Here is a 15,047-nt window from a genome sequence, read left to right on the forward strand (position 1 = left end):
GGCTGCCATGAACTCTTTTGTCTTGAAACTGATTGCCCAGCGCCTGGCGCTGGGTCTCTTGCTTCTGCTGGCCGTGTCGGTGCTGATTTTCGCGGGCACCGAAATGCTGCCCGGCGACGTGGCCCAGTCGATCCTGGGTCAAAGCGCCACGCCCCAGGCCGTCGACAACCTGCGCCGGGAACTGGGCCTCGACCAGCCCGCCTGGTCACGCTACATCGATTGGCTGGGCGGCATTCTGCAAGGCGATCTGGGCACGGCCCTGTCCAACCGTCAGGATATCGCCCAGTCTCTTTGGGGCCGCGCAGGCAACACGCTGTTCCTGGCCTTCTGGACGGCGATCGTTGCAGTGCCGCTGGCCATCCTGCTGGGGCTGGTCGCCGTGCGCTACCAGAGCCGCTGGCCGGACCGGGTGATTTCCGGCTCCACGCTGACCGCCATTTCCCTGCCGGAATTCTTTATCGGCTACCTGCTGATCTACCTGTTCGCCGTCCAGCTCAACTGGTTTCCCAGCGTCTCCACGGTGCATGGCGGCATGAGCCTGGGGGAACGTCTGCACGCCATCGCACTGCCTGCGGCCACGTTAACGCTGGTGATTCTGGCCCACATGATGCGCATGACTCGGGCCGCCATTCTCAACGTCATGCAGTCGCCCTATATCGAAACCGCCGAACTCAAGGGGCTGGGCTCGTTTCGCATCATTGCCCGCCACGCGTTTCCCAACGCCATCGCGCCGGTGGTCAACGTGGTGATGCTGAACCTCGCCTTCCTGATCGTCGGCGTGGTGGTGGTCGAAGTGATTTTTGTCTACCCAGGCATGGGGCAGTACTTGATCGACCACGTCTCGAAGCGCGATGTCCCGGTGGTCCAGGCGGTGGGGCTGATCTTTGCGGCGGTGTACATCGGGCTCAATATGCTGGCCGACATCATTGCCATCTTGACCAACCCACGCCTGCGTCATCCCAAATGACCGGCTGCTTGCCAGGCCACAGTGACCAGACAGGAACGTAATACCATGCCGAAACCCTTAACGCTGCTGAAGCGAATGCCCGTGACCGCGCTGGTCGGGCTGCTGCTGACCTTCAGCTTCTTGATCATGGCAATCTTCGCCCCTTGGCTGGCGCCCTACAGCATGTCCGAGAGCGTCGGCGACATGTGGATGGGCCCGTCTGCCGAGTTTTTGCTGGGCACCGACAATCTGGGCCGCGACTTGCTCTCGCGGCTGATCTACGGTGCCCGTACGACCATTACCATTGCCGCCCTGGCCACGGCGCTGGCCTTTTCGATTGGCTCGGTGCTGGGCATTCTGGCGGCCGTCTATGGCGGCTGGATAGACCAGCTGATTTCCCGAGGGGTCGATATCGTGATGTCGATTCCCACGCTGATCTTCGCGCTGGTGATCCTGTCGGTCATGCCCAGCACCCTTCTCATGTTGATTCTGATCATGGGGGTGCTGGACTCCACGCGCGTGTTTCGTATCTCCCGCGCCGTGGCGGTCAATATCAACGTGATGGATTACGTGGAAGCCGCACGGCTACGCGGTGAAGGCAAACGCTGGATCGTCTTTCGCGAGATTCTCCCCAATGCGCTGACGCCCCTGGTGGCCGAGCTGGGCCTGCGGTTCATTTTTGCCGTGCTGTTCTTGTCGTCGCTGTCGTTTCTGGGCCTGGGGGTACAGCCTCCGGAAGCCGACTGGGGCAGCATGGTGCGCGAAAACCGACAGGGCATCGTGTTCGGCGTTCCCGCCGCCCTGATTCCCGCCGCCGCCATTGCCGTGCTGGCGATTTCGGTCAATCTGGTGGCCGACTGGATCCTGCGCCACACCACTGATCTGAAAGGAGGCCGCAGTGGCTGATACGCTGTTAACGATTCGCAACCTGACCATCGATGCCACGGCCTACCCTCCCGGCGAGCCGCCCCAGGAGATCAACATCGTCAAAGGGGTCGACCTGACGCTGGAGCGCGGCAAGGTGCTGGGGCTGATCGGCGAATCCGGGGCAGGCAAGTCCACCATCGGACTCTCGCCGGCTGGCTATGGCCGGGGCGGCATACGCCTGGGCGGCGAAGTCTGGGTCAACGGCCGCAACATTCTCGACGGCTCGCCCAAGGCGCTGCGCCAGCTGCGCGGCAAAGAGGTGTGCTACGTGGCCCAGTCGGCCGCCGCCGCGTTCAACCCTGCCCATACGCTGATGGAACAGGTCATCGAGACCACCCTGCTCCACGGCCTGGCCAGCCGTAAGGAAGCCGAAGCGCGCGCCGTGGAGCTGTTCCGCCAGCTGGGCCTTCCTGACCCGGAACACTTTGGCAGCCGCTACCCGCATCAGGTCTCCGGCGGCCAGCTGCAGCGGGCCATGACGGCCATGGCGCTGTGCCCCGAGCCCGACCTGATCATTTTCGATGAGCCGACCACTGCACTGGATGTGACGACCCAGATCGACGTTCTGGCCGCCATCAAGCATGCCATCAGCAAGACGGGAGTGGGCGCGCTGTATATCACCCACGACCTGGCCGTGGTGGCCCAAGTGGCGGACGACATCATGGTGCTGCGTCACGGCGCCATGGTGGAGTACGGCCCGACGCGACAGATCATCGAGGCCCCTCAAGAGCCCTACACCCAGGCGCTGGTCTCGGTGCGCTCTATCGATCATGCGGCCAAGACGCCGGAAGACACGCTGGTTCTGGCCATCGAGCAGGTCAGCGCCGCCTACAGCAACAGTGCAGGCAACGTGCTTCACGAAGTCAGCATGGCGGTCAGCCCTGGCCAGACGCTGGCCATCGTCGGGGAGTCCGGGTCGGGCAAATCGACCCTGGCCCGGGTGATCACCGGCCTGCTGCCGCCCAACCAGGGGCAGGTCAGCTTCCAGTCCCGGGCCCTGCCCAACACCCTGGGCGAGCGCGACAAGGAGACGCTGCGTGAACTGCAGATGATCTACCAGATGGCCGATGTGGCCATGAACCCACGCCACACGGTGGAAACCATCATTGGCCGCCCGCTGACGTTCTATTTCGGCCTGAAAGGCAAGGCGCGACGCCAACGGGTCATCGAGCTGCTCGATGAGATCGAACTGGGAGAAAGCTTCATCGACCGCTACCCCGCCGAGCTGTCCGGGGGGCAGAAACAGCGGGTCTGTATTGCCCGCGCCCTGGCGGCCAAGCCCAAGCTGATCATCTGCGACGAAGTGACCAGTGCGCTCGACCCGCTGGTGGCCGACGGCATTCTGAAGCTGCTGCTGCGTCTGCAGAAAAGAGAGAACGTGGCGTATCTGTTCATCACCCACGACCTGGCCACCGTAAAAGCCATCGCCGACAGTATCGCGGTGATGCACCAGGGCAAGGTCGTCCGCTATGGACAGCGTGATGACGTGCTCGCCCCGCCCTTCGACGACTACACCCAGACGCTGCTGGCGTCGGTGCCGCAAATGAAGCTGGGGTGGCTGGAAGAGGCCATGGCGACCCGCTAGCGAGCGTTTTCCCGCTCATTGGCGACTAAAGCAGTGGGCGGGACCCAACAGCCGTTACTCATGACACTGTTATGAGTACTTTACTATTAGCGAAACGGATAATTTCAAAAAAAAGACGTAATCGCTTACGTCATGTCGCTTTTCATTCGGTTTTATTCCGTATTGCAATGCAATATAGGTTGTTAAACTGGCGTGGCTTATTAACCCCTTTCTTCTCATCATTATAAGGATAAACACGCCATGTTGACGTTGCATCATGACCCTGGCCAGCCTCGATGGACTCGTGGCTGGCTTTTTTTGTTAGCGGCTTTACTACTGCTGGCAAGCCCGGCCGCCTTTGCGGTCACGGGCGAGATCGACTTGACCAGTTCTGCCATTGGCTTTTTTGCCGTGGCCATCTTCGTGCTGGCCTATGCGCTGGTCATGGCCGAAGAAAAGATCCACATGCGCAAGTCCAAGCCCGTGCTGGTGGCAGCGGGGGTGATATGGGGACTCATTGGCTGGGTGTACGTCCAGAACGGCATGTCGGAAACGTCGGAATATGCGTTTCGGGTGACGCTGCTGGAGTTCACCGAGCTAATGCTGTTCCTGCTGGTCGCCATGACCTATATCAACGCCATGGAAGAGCGCCGAGTCTTTGATGCACTGCGTTCATGGATGCTGCGTAAAGGCTTCAATTACCGCACGCTATTCTGGTTGACCGGGGGTTTGGCTTTTATGCTTTCCCCGATTGCCGACAACTTGACCACGGCACTTTTGATGTGTGCCGTTATTACTAAAGTGGCAGAAGGCGATAAACGCTTTATCAATCTCGCGTGTATCAATATCGTGGTGGCTGCCAATGCGGGCGGTGCTTTTAGTCCTTTTGGCGATATCACGACACTCATGGTCTGGCAGGCCGGTTTGATCCAGTTTCAGGAATTTTTCATCCTGTTCATTCCGTCGCTGGTCAACTTCCTGATCCCTGCCGTCATCATGAGCATGTTCATCAAGAACCAGAAACCCAACAGTGTCTATGAGGACGTGCAGCTCAAGCGCGGTGCACGCCGCATCATTGCGCTGTTCCTGCTGACCATCACCACCGCCGTCGCCTGCCATACGCTGCTGCACCTGCCCCCGGTACTGGGCATGATGACGGGCTTGGGCTATCTGCAGTTCTTTGGCTACTACCTGCGCCAAAGCCTGCCCCGTTCGCTGGAGCGCAAGCGCGAACGCTACAGCCGCCTGGGCGACAACAAAAAGCTTGAGCAACTGGGCGGCGTGGTGCCCTTCGACGTCTTCAACCGCGTGGCCCGCGCCGAGTGGGACACACTGCTGTTCTTCTACGGGGTGGTCATGTGCGTGGGCGGCTTGGGCTTCATGGGTTACCTGGGGCTACTCTCGGACGCGCTGTACACCAACTGGGACGCTACCTGGGCCAATATTGCGCTGGGTGTCGTGTCAGCCGTGGTGGATAACATTCCGGTGATGTTCGCGGTACTGACCATGCAGCCGGACATGTCCCACGGGCACTGGCTGTTGATCACACTGACCGCCGGGGTCGGGGGTAGCCTGCTGTCGATTGGCTCGGCGGCAGGCGTGGCCGTCATGGGCCAGGCACGCGGCTACTATACCTTCATGGGGCACCTGCGCTGGGCGCCGGTCATCTTGCTGGGCTACATTGCCAGCATCATCGTACACCTGTGGCTCAACGCAGGCAGCTTTTCGGTATACGGCTGAGCACTGACGGCCTGCCCACCGTTCTGGCAACGCCCACCCTTCATGGGGTAGGCGTTTTGCTGTGGTGGGCGTTTCACTGGGGTAAGCGTTTTGAGACGAAGGCTTGCGCGTGCTCGGCTAATAGGACTCGAACAGATACTCGATCGGTGTAGGACGACCAAACAGGTAGCCTTGATAACGGTAGCAGCCGTGCCCTTTCAGCCAGTCCAGCTGCTCCTTTTTCTCCACACCTTCAGCGACCACGGTCAGCCCGAGGCTGACCGCCAGAAGGATCGTGGTATCGACGATGGCGGCATCGGTCTTGTCGGTCAACAGCTCACGAATGAAAGACTGATCGATCTTCAGCTCATCCAGAGGCAAACGTTTCAAGTAGCTCAGGGAGGAGTAGCCGGTGCCGAAATCATCCAGCGCAAAGCGAATCCCCTGGGCCCTCAATTTGAGCATGGTGTTGCGCACTCGCGTGGGCTCTCGCATCAGCAGGCTTTCCGTTACTTCCAGCACCAGCCGCCCCGGCGGCGCCTGGGTTTCGGCCAGCAGGGCTTCCACGTTGCGCACGAACTCCGGCTGCTGGAACTGCACCGAGCTGACGTTCACAGAGACGGTCAGCGACGCGTAGGAAGGCTGATTCGACCACTTGGCCAATTGCTCGCATGCACATCGCAAGACCCAGTAGCCAATGGGCACGATCAAGCCATTTTCTTCGGCCAGCGGAATGAACGTGCCTGGCGACACCCAGCCGCGCTGGGGGTGGTACCAGCGCAACAGCGCTTCCACGCCGGTCGTCACTCCCTGATGATCCACCTGTACCTGATAATGCAGCGCCAGTTCCTGACGCTGCAACGCCTGGTGCAGATCACCTTCCAGGCTCGCCCGCTCCAATACGCTGGTCTGCATGTCCACATTGAAGAAACGCAGCGTATTGCCCCCGGATGATTTGGCCTGCTGCAGCGCCATGTCGGCCTGTTGCAACACCCCGTTCATGGGGTTGCCAGCGCCATCGAAAAGGGCGATCCCCACGCTGGCCGTGATCGGTAGCGCTCGGTCATTGCGCAACTGCGAAATGGTGTCCAGCAACTGCCGAGCCACGCGCTCGACGTAGGAAGCAGCCTCATGCTGCTGCTCGCCAAGCCGATTGATCAGAATCACGAACTCATCGCTGCTGAAGCGTGCCAAGATCGCATCCTGAGTCAACCGCTGCTGCAGGTTTTCCGCCACGTTGACGAGCAGCTGGTCGCCGCTGTCGTGGCCCTGTATGTCGTTGACCAGACGGAAATTGTCGAGGTCCACGATCAGCAGGGCGCTGTAGCCCCCAGAGGTACTGTGGGTGGCTTCGGCCAGTGATTCGAGCAGCAGGCGACGGTTGGGCAAACCGGTCAAGGCGTCATAAAACGCCAGATGGTGGGTACGCGACTGCATCTCCAGGTAATCGGTCAGCTCGGTGGAAATACCGCACAGGCTGGGCGCTTCTCCCGGAGACATGACCAGCGGCATTTTGACCGACAGGAAGGTACGCACACGCTCTTCCCCCTGGAGCACGTTATGCTCTTCGACCGTCGTTTTCTTGCCTGTCGCCAGCACCTGACGGTCTACCTCGGCCATTTCTGCTGCGCTGGCCGCATCGAAAAAGGCATCGTCCCCCTGGCCGACGATCTGATCGACCGGCCGAGCAAACAGGTCACAGATCTGATGGTTCACATAGCGGTATTTGAGGTCAGGGGTCTTGATGTAGATATAGGCATCCACGCTATCCAGAATACTGGTCAGCATATGCTCGTGAGTAGAGAGCTGCTGCCGGTTGAGGCTCTCCCGACGCCGCAGCAGGACATTGCCCGCCAGCGCTATCACCAATACCACGATCAACACGCCACCCAGCCACCATAGCCAACGTGGCGCCAAGGGTGCAGGCAGGCTGTGGGCGCGCCAAGCGCTCAGTGTCTCGTAGTACGTCGACGCAGCGTCGTTTTTCCACTCCACCAGGGTGGCGTCGATGCGCTCGAGAATGTGGCTGTCCAGGCTAGGCGAAGCGGCATAAAAGAGCCGTGAAGGCTGGAAAATGATCGGCGTTTCACGCAAACCATAGTCATTGGCGCGCCAGTCGCCAAACAGATGATTGGAGGCCACCAGATCGGCATCCCCCAGCGCCACTGCCTGAAAACCCGCCGCGAAACTATCCACCGGCAGCCACATCACGTCGATGTCGAAGCGCTGCGTCACGGTCAACAGATAGCTCTGCTGGATGGAGCCCTCCACCACCGCAACACGCTGTTGTTCGAGGTCCAGAATGGCCTCGACGCGGCTGTCGCTGGGCTGATAGAGCTGTGACCAACTGTGCATGACGGGCTCGGCATGAAAGGCGAAGCGCTGGGCACGCTCTTCGCTCCACGCCAAGTCCGGCAACAGGTCGATGGCATCCTGCTCCAGCAGCGTCAGGCACTGTTGAAAATCACACGGGACGCTTTCCAGCTGCCACTGCTCTTTCAAGGCCATTGCCGAGAGCAGCTCACCCAGCACACCACGCAATTGCCCCTGGTCGTCCGTAAACAGTTTAGGCGGGTTGTGATAAACCCCGACACGCAGCATTTCTGCGGCCACCGCTGGAGATGCCATACCGAACAGCACCACCATCAGAAAACCTTGGTAAACGGCCTGTCTAGCACGCCCATCGACGTTGCGCAGCATGGCAGCGGTCACTCACCGGGCATGGTCAGTGGCCCTGCGCGTTCCACGACCCGTTGCCAGGCCGGGTCCTGCTGAATACGTGCCACGAAGGCGGTAATCGCCGGAAAGGCATCCAGTGACTGGGTGGCGGCCACGGCCTGCATGGGAAAGCTCATTTGAACGTCCGCACCGCTCGGGAACTCACCGGCAAAATTGCCGTGGGCCTTCAAGTGCGACTCGATCATGCCAAGATGTTGTTTCAACTGTGGTTGCAGGAAGCGTTTTTGAACAGTGCCGCTAATACCCTGGGCAATGGGCCTGACGAACCAGGGCGATTGTTTAGGAATTTGACTAAATACCAATCCCATCACCAACAGCGGCATTAAAGAGCCTTCGGCATAATGCATCCAGTAACGATAATTAACCCACTCGTTACTGTTCTCCGCCGAGGGCTGGAAACGTTCTTTTCCGTATCGGTTGACCAGATAATCGATGATTGCCCCCGACTCGGCGACGGTCAGTTCGCCATCGGTAATCACGGGTGACTTGCCCAACGGGTGCACTTTTTTAAGGGCGTCAGGGGCTTGCTGTGTTTTCGGATCGCGCTGATAGACCTCGATGTCATACTCCAGCTCGAGAGCCTCCAACAGCCACAAAATTCGGTGAGAACGTGATTTTTCCAGGTGATGTACGCGGATCATGACTACTCCATAAGGCGATTTGGTACTCAGCGTTTAGGCTGATACCAGCATCCATTGACTGCACGCGTTAGCTTGATGATTCCAGCTTAGCACTATTGCAGCGTTGAACCCCATAGAGACATCCGCGCACTGAGAATATTTAGCACGTCTTTGCGAAAAACGTCTTCCAGAACATTTTAGACAAATCTTAAGCAACTGTTTTTAATTATAATAATCACTAAAAATAGTGACCATAAGAATCGTCACGAGTCATGTCCTGTACTGTTGCCACATACGGTGAATCATATCCATCGGTGACCATTTACCCTGCAGCCAAGGCGCCAGCAACCGCGTTGAAAGCGGAATAAATACAAACACCATCACAGGCGTCAGCACCAGCGTACTGAGCAACACGCGTGGAATCAGCGCCCACTCGGCCAGCAGGCCACCAAACAGCCAGTGAAACAGCAATGAGACAGGAAAAAATGCCAGCCAGACGGCGACGGCTTGTTTCCAACGCGGGGGCGCAGCGCCATTGGGGGCCACGTTGAACCAGCTATCCAGACCGGTAGCGCGGTGCTCGTGAGGTGCATCGTAGAGCCCTTTGCCGCGCTGCAGCCAGGCATAGCGCGAAGCGGAGTGCTCCCAGGAAGCGAGTCGCTCTGCGCTTTCGAAACGGAAAATGATCTGATATTCGTCATCGTCCTGGGGCGGTGCCAGCACCCCTGAGCCCAGATAGCCCGGAAAGTCGGCAGCCAGCTCACGGCCTTCGTTGAGCCAACGGATGAAGTTCTGATAGCGGCCATTGGCCACGCGACGCGCCACCATCAAGGTGACAGGTGAGGTAGACATGGGTGATCTCCTGATAAGTAGGCAACCACTGCCGGGTAGGCGGGTTGCAGGCATTCAGGTGGGTACGCCTGAAGCACACGGCTACATTATAGAGAGAAAACCCCACGGGCACAGCTAGGCATGCGGTGCCAGAGGCACAATATCGTGGAATTTACCCTGATCGGTAAAGAACAGTCGAAACACGCCATTCACGCCGTCACGTCCCACTACGCGGCGCAATGCAGTGGCCGGGAAGATCACCCAGCGGCCATCCACGCTGCGCGCGCGCACGTTGTCGTACTGCCCTTCGTAATGGGCTAGGCATTCGGCTGCCGTCAAATGGATCATCACGTCAATGGAAGGCATGGCGTTGCGTAATCGAGTAGTGTCGCTGATACTGCATCATACTGGATACGATCATCATATCGGTAACTGCTCATGGATCTTTCATCACTCGGCGCTTCCTACAGCGCAACGCTCTGGCCTTCGCCGACCCTGCCCAACGCACGGGTCACTGCCGAACCCCAAGCCCAGCGCACAGGCGATGCCGACGAGGAAGCTGCCAGCGATGAAACGGCCTCGGCAACGGCGGGCCCCACCCGCCCCGACGGCACCCCGCTGGAACCCGAAGAGATCCAGCAGCTGGAGCAGCTCAAACAGACCGATCGCGCGGTGCGCCAGCATGAAATGGCACACCAAACCGTTGGCGGGCCTTATACGGGAGGCGCCACCTACGAGTACGAAATCGGCCCTGATGGGCAGCGCTACGCGGTCGCGGGTGAAGTGTCCATCGACTATGGTCCGGTGCCTGGGGATCCCCAGGCCACCATCGAAAAAATGCAGACCGTGATTGCCGCAGCCCTTGCCCCCGCCGACCCCTCTCCCAAGGACCTGCAGGTGGCCGCCCAAGCGCGTCAGTACCTGCTGGAAGCCCGCCTGGAAGCTGCCCGAGAGCAAAGCGAGATGAATCAGGCCCGAGGGAGCGAGCCCAGTGACCCGACCGAGCCCATGTCCCCATCCTCCGAACAAGCCGCCTGAGCCACCCGCCTCACTGCAGGCGGCTCAAACCATGCCAGTCATCGCGTAGCGGCCACTGCTCAAGCCAGCCCGGCAGCGCTTCGGGCGGCATCGGCCGAGCGATACCATAGCCCTGGGCCAGCTCACAGCCCAATACCATCAGCGCCCTGGCATGTTCGAGGGTTTCGACCCCTTCGGCCAGCATCGGCCGCTGGAAGCGATTGGCCATGTAGATGACGCTTTCGACGATCGCCATGTCATCGTGATCCACCAGCATGTCACGCACGAAACTCTGATCGATCTTGATCAAGTTGACCGGCAGTTGACGCAGATGGGTCAGCGATGAGAATCCGGTGCCAAAATCATCGATCGCAAAGCTGACGCCCAGTGCTTGGCAGTGCGCCATGGTTTTCAGCGCGGCGGTCACATCATGCATGGCCGCGCTTTCCAGCACTTCGAGTTTCAGCAACGCAGGCGAGACGGCAGGATAGCGTGCCAATAGCGCTGCCAGACGCTGGCTGAACTGGCTGGTCAGCAGGTGTGCGGGGCTGATGTTGACGTTGATGGGCAGGACGATGTTGGCCACTTGCCAGCTCGCCAACTGGCGCAGTGCCTGCTCGATCACCCATTCACCCAAGTCGATTTCCAGCGGTGTAGCATCGATGGCGGGCAGGAACTGCCCCGGCGACAGCAGCCCGCGTTCGGGATGTTGCCAGCGGATCAATGCCTCCACGCCGACGACCTGACCACTGCGCATGTCCACCTGGGGCTGATAGTGCAGTCGCAGCTCATCGTGGGTCAGGGCATCCATAAAACGCTGGCGCTGCTCATGGCGGACTTGCAGCAAACGGTCGTGATGAGGGTCGAAAAAGTGATAGGTATCGCGCCCGCGCTGCTTGGCGCGATACATGGCCTGGTTGGCGTGGCGCAACAGCACATCCCCCTGCACATGATCATGGGGGTAACGGGTGATGCCCAGGCTCGCGGTCAAGTAAACGGTTTGCCCTTCGATCATCAGCGGCTGACGAATGGAGGCCAGCAGCTTCTCGAAAAACACGTCATCGACCCCATGATGCAGCAGCAAGACGAACTCGTCGCCCCCAATGCGGGCCAGCACGTCATCACCGAACAGCAAGTGGCTGAGGCGCTGCGCAAATGCCGACAACAGCTCGTCCCCCACCGGAAGACCAAGACGCTCGTTGATGAGTTGAAAGTGGTCGATATCCAGTGAGCATACCGCCAGCGTCTGCTGCTGGTTTTCCGCGTGCTGAATCGACTCCTGAATCAGTTGCGTCAACAGCTGCAGGTTGGGCAAACCGGTCAAGGCATCGAAATAGACTTCGCGGTTGAGGTGCCGCGCATGGGCAGGAATGGCCGACAGGTCTGCCAGCACCATGACATGGTGGTCCACCCGACCCTGGGTGTCGCGGACGCGATTGATCGACATCATGCCAGGATAGAACTGACCATCATGGCTGCGGTAGCTGACCTGGCTTTTACTGCGATCACGTAGCTGCAGCTCTTCACGCATCAAGCTTACGCTGCGGTGGTCGTCCAGCGGCAGGATACTGAACGCTTCCGGAGTCTTGCCGCGCACGTCCTCAAGCGCCAGACCCGTTAGCTCACTGAACGCCGGGTTCACCTCCATCACGCGGTTATCGGCATTGGTGATGATGATGGCTTCATTGGCATAGCGAAAGGCCGACTGGCTGGGCGAGGCAACATCTTGAGTATCCAGGGTCGACATTGCCACACGCCACGCCGACGCCTGAGCGCCGGAAGCCATGGCGGGGTGAGGCAAAGACTGCTCCTTTGGGTCGTTCAAGGGCGGGCACATGCGTCTCTGCTCTCCTCGTCTAAACAGCGTGAATGTCGTGACTTTTAGACATATTAACACCCTATTGACCGGTATGGTGCTGGCAGCAACAGCGCTCTATCAACGCGCGTTAGAGCACAAAAAAGGGAGCCGGCGGCTCCCTGTGAAGGCATGCGTGCGATATTGTGACTCAGGCGTAGCGCAACGAGGGCAACTGCGACGCATCGCTATCGCTCACCAAAAAGCGGCTGACCAGCACCGACATCTCTTCGGCCTGATCGTCCAGTGAGCGGCTGGCCGTGGCCACCTGCTCGACCAGCGAGGCATTCTGCTGGGTGACGTCTTCCAACTGGGCCATGGCGTGGCTGATCTGCTCGACGCCAGCCGATTGCTCATGGCTGGCCGTAGCGATCTCATCCACTAGGACTGCCACCTGCTGAACCCGGGCGGCGATCTGCTCAAGCGTCTCGCTGGTGTCCACCACCAAGCGCTCGCCTTCGCCGATACGCTCCACGTTATTGCCAACCAAGCGACGAATCCGGCTGGCCTCTTCAGAACTACGACTGGCCAGCTTGCGTACTTCGTCGGCCACCACGGCAAAGCCACGCCCATGCTCACCCGCCCGTGCCGCCTCGACCGAGGCATTGAGCGCCAACAGGTTGGTCTGGAAGGCAATATTGTCGATGGCTGCCACCATGGAGGTCACCTGCTCATTCGCCTGGTGAATCTGCTGCATGGCCTCCCGCGCCTGCAGTGCCACCTGAGTGGCCTCCTGGGCCTGATTCGCCACCTCACCGGTCATGCGCTGGGCCTGATGAGCGTTATCGGCGTTCTGACGCACGGTCGCGGTCATTTGCTCCATGCTCGACGCGGTTTCTACCAGCGAGGCAGACTGCTCTTCGGTGCGCTGAGCCAAATCCTGGTTGCCCTGAGCGATTTCGTTACTGGCCACCGAGACCGACTGCGCCGAGCGCTTCATTTCCCCGACCAGCCGTTCGGTTTGTGCAGAGGCTTCATTGATGGCGGTATACAGCTGAGAGAGCTCATCGCTACCGGGCACGGGCAGTCGTTGAGTCAAGTCATCGCCACGCCCGGCAATACTGATCAGCGCCTGCTGTAACGGTAGCGTCATGGTCCGCACTACCCACAGCGCGAGTCCGATGGCGGTGAGCGATGCCAGCAGTGCCACCGCCATATACTGCCACAGCGCCTGCTGTGCCGAGCCTTTTCGCCCAGCCGTTTCCTCGACGATGGCCGCCGCTACTTGATCCTCGAGCGCCTTGAGACGAGCGATCTTGGTGGTTTGCCAGTCGAACCACTCTTCCGGGTCAACGTTGTAATCGCTGTTTTGCTGCAGCGCCAGTTCGCGACGGGCCAGCACCCGCTCGATCTCAGGACCGCTGAGTGCAACACTCAGTGCCTGGCGCTGGGCGTCATCCGACAGCACGTAAACACTCTCCATAAACGCCCTTTCTTCACCGATCAACGACAGCAAACGATGCTGCGTCGCAGGGGGCATGGCGTCTGCAGCAAAGACATTGGACAGCAGCGCACGCTCGATTCCCGCCAAGTCCTTGGCTTCCAAAAGGTTGTAATAGACGGCCAGTTGGCGGGCGATACCCCCTTCTTCGGTGAGCTGGGCCAATTCGCCGACGAGCGCCATCAATGCGTTATTGAGCCCGGTATAGTGGGCCAGCGCATCGGCAGTCGCGATATCCAGTTGATCGATCTGTTGACGCACCCGCGCCTGCTGCTGCCAGCGTTGCTCGATATCTTCCAACTGGCGAGTGAGCCCGGAGCCCAGCAGCGTTTGATCCAGCGTCTGGCGCTGCTCAAGGAAGGTCTCGGCGGCGGTATCGGTGGTCGGCCGCTGCTGGGCCAGCCGGTTCCCAAAGCTGGCCCCTTGGCTACCTAAAAAACCGGCGCTCATGCCGCGTTCCGACTGCATCTGGTGTACCCATTGGCCCGCCTGCTGGGCCAATGCCGTGAGGGTCTGGAGGCGTTCGAGCTCATGAACGATACTTTTTCGCTCTAGCGCTCCGCTGGCACCCAGCCAGCCCAGTGCCAACAAGGGAAGCAACAGCACCAGAGCAAACTTGTAGCGCATGGGCAGTCGGTGGAGTAGATCTTTCATGGCAGTGCTTAGCCTCGATATAGCATTCAGGGAGGTAAGCGGCGTGCTCGGTGTTGTTCGTGTGCCAACGCACTTTATGGATAAAGCTCACCGCATTTTGCCGCAACGCTCACGCTGTGTTAAGCGTCGCCTAGCAAAACCCAGCGAGTGTATAGCGCCCCCAACAAAAAACCTTGACGTGGATCAGGCTCGCTCTTCAGGGGGCCAGTGAAGCCGCGCCCAGAAAACGCTGCTGCCAGTAGTCGATATCCAGTGGAACGCTGACCACGGCACGGCCACTGCCCGGGGCATGGATCATCTGGCGATTACCGCCATAAATGCCCACGTGGGTGGCCTTGCTGCCCTCGCCAAAGAACAGCAGATCGCCTGGGCGGGGGGCATCGACACGAGGCAGAGCGCGGTACTGGCCGTCCGCCGTGCGGGGCACACGCAGCCCGGCAGCGCGGTAGGTCATTTCGACCAGGCCAGAGCAGTCCAGACCATCCGGTGAGTTGCCGCCAAAGCGGTAAGGAATACCGATGGATTGCTGGGCGTAAGAGAGAATCAGCGCACGCTCCAGTGACATGCCCCCTTGCACGGGCGGCTTTGCAGGGGGAGCCACGTCCTTGCTGGCACAACCGGCCAGCACTAACAGCAGGGCCAGAGACAGGAGGGAATAAACACGGGCAAACGGCATGGGGCACTCCTGAGAAGCCTCGATAGGGTGTCTCTATCATGGCCCAGGTCACGCGTGC

General features: G+C 59.9%; 12 protein-coding genes. 5 read left to right on the forward strand and 7 right to left on the reverse strand.

Going from position 1 to position 15,047, the window contains the following annotated elements; all coding sequences use genetic code 11:
• Positions 1-7 precede the first annotated feature (7 nt).
• From IE061_RS07890 to nhaD, 4 genes are all read left to right on the forward strand, one after another.
• Positions 8-967, forward strand: a complete 960-nt coding sequence (locus IE061_RS07890) for an ABC transporter permease (protein ID WP_016915892.1) — start codon at positions 8-10, stop codon at positions 965-967.
• Positions 968-1,012: 45 nt separating this feature from the next.
• Positions 1,013-1,852: an ABC transporter permease gene (locus IE061_RS07895; protein WP_096921587.1), complete on the forward strand. Its 840-nt coding sequence runs from the start codon at positions 1,013-1,015 to the stop codon at positions 1,850-1,852.
• Complete coding sequence (locus IE061_RS07900) at positions 1,845-3,458, forward strand: ABC transporter ATP-binding protein (RefSeq protein WP_193461362.1); 1,614 nt, start codon at positions 1,845-1,847, stop codon at positions 3,456-3,458. The genes IE061_RS07895 and IE061_RS07900 overlap by 8 nt, the downstream gene beginning before the upstream one ends.
• A 240-nt stretch (positions 3,459-3,698) precedes the next feature.
• Positions 3,699-5,177 (forward strand): sodium:proton antiporter NhaD, encoded by a 1,479-nt coding sequence (nhaD, locus tag IE061_RS07905; protein WP_096921589.1) that lies wholly within the window; start codon positions 3,699-3,701, stop codon positions 5,175-5,177.
• Positions 5,178-5,294: 117 nt separating this feature from the next.
• Here the strand turns inward: nhaD and IE061_RS07910 are convergent, their stop codons facing one another.
• The 4 genes from IE061_RS07910 to IE061_RS07925 form a co-directional block, all read right to left on the reverse strand.
• A complete protein-coding gene (locus tag IE061_RS07910; protein WP_096923346.1) occupies positions 5,295-7,802 on the reverse strand; it encodes an EAL domain-containing protein in 2,508 nt (835 codons plus the stop codon).
• A gap of 62 nt (positions 7,803-7,864) precedes the next feature.
• Positions 7,865-8,536 carry a glutathione S-transferase gene (locus IE061_RS07915; RefSeq protein WP_189463003.1) on the reverse strand — a complete coding sequence of 224 codons (672 nt, stop codon included), beginning with the start codon at positions 8,534-8,536 and terminating at the stop codon, positions 7,865-7,867.
• 249 nt (positions 8,537-8,785) lie between these two features.
• Positions 8,786-9,367, reverse strand: coding sequence for an antibiotic biosynthesis monooxygenase (locus tag IE061_RS07920; protein WP_193461363.1), 582 nt, complete (start codon positions 9,365-9,367; stop codon positions 8,786-8,788).
• A gap of 114 nt (positions 9,368-9,481) precedes the next feature.
• Positions 9,482-9,712 carry a DUF2835 family protein gene (locus IE061_RS07925; protein WP_039181469.1) on the reverse strand — a complete coding sequence of 77 codons (231 nt, stop codon included), beginning with the start codon at positions 9,710-9,712 and terminating at the stop codon, positions 9,482-9,484.
• Positions 9,713-9,784: 72 nt separating this feature from the next.
• Between IE061_RS07925 and IE061_RS07930 the strand changes: the two genes are divergently transcribed.
• Entirely contained in the window at positions 9,785-10,384 is a 600-nt protein-coding gene (locus tag IE061_RS07930) for a putative metalloprotease CJM1_0395 family protein (protein ID WP_193461364.1), read from the forward strand.
• A gap of 10 nt (positions 10,385-10,394) precedes the next feature.
• Here the strand turns inward: IE061_RS07930 and IE061_RS07935 are convergent, their stop codons facing one another.
• From IE061_RS07935 to IE061_RS07945, 3 genes are all read right to left on the reverse strand, one after another.
• Positions 10,395-12,110 carry a putative bifunctional diguanylate cyclase/phosphodiesterase gene (locus tag IE061_RS07935; protein WP_230478413.1) on the reverse strand — a complete coding sequence of 572 codons (1,716 nt, stop codon included), beginning with the start codon at positions 12,108-12,110 and terminating at the stop codon, positions 10,395-10,397.
• Positions 12,111-12,369: 259 nt separating this feature from the next.
• On the reverse strand, positions 12,370-14,313 hold the full coding sequence (locus tag IE061_RS07940; protein WP_230478407.1) for a methyl-accepting chemotaxis protein: 1,944 nt from the start codon (positions 14,311-14,313) through the stop codon (positions 12,370-12,372).
• A 196-nt stretch (positions 14,314-14,509) separates the two neighbouring features.
• Positions 14,510-14,989 (reverse strand): C40 family peptidase, encoded by a 480-nt coding sequence (locus IE061_RS07945; protein ID WP_144984320.1) that lies wholly within the window; start codon positions 14,987-14,989, stop codon positions 14,510-14,512.
• Positions 14,990-15,047: the final 58 nt, after the last annotated feature.

The organism is Vreelandella hamiltonii (assembly GCF_014651795.1).
Taxonomy (GTDB): Bacteria; Pseudomonadota; Gammaproteobacteria; order Pseudomonadales; family Halomonadaceae; genus Vreelandella; species Vreelandella hamiltonii.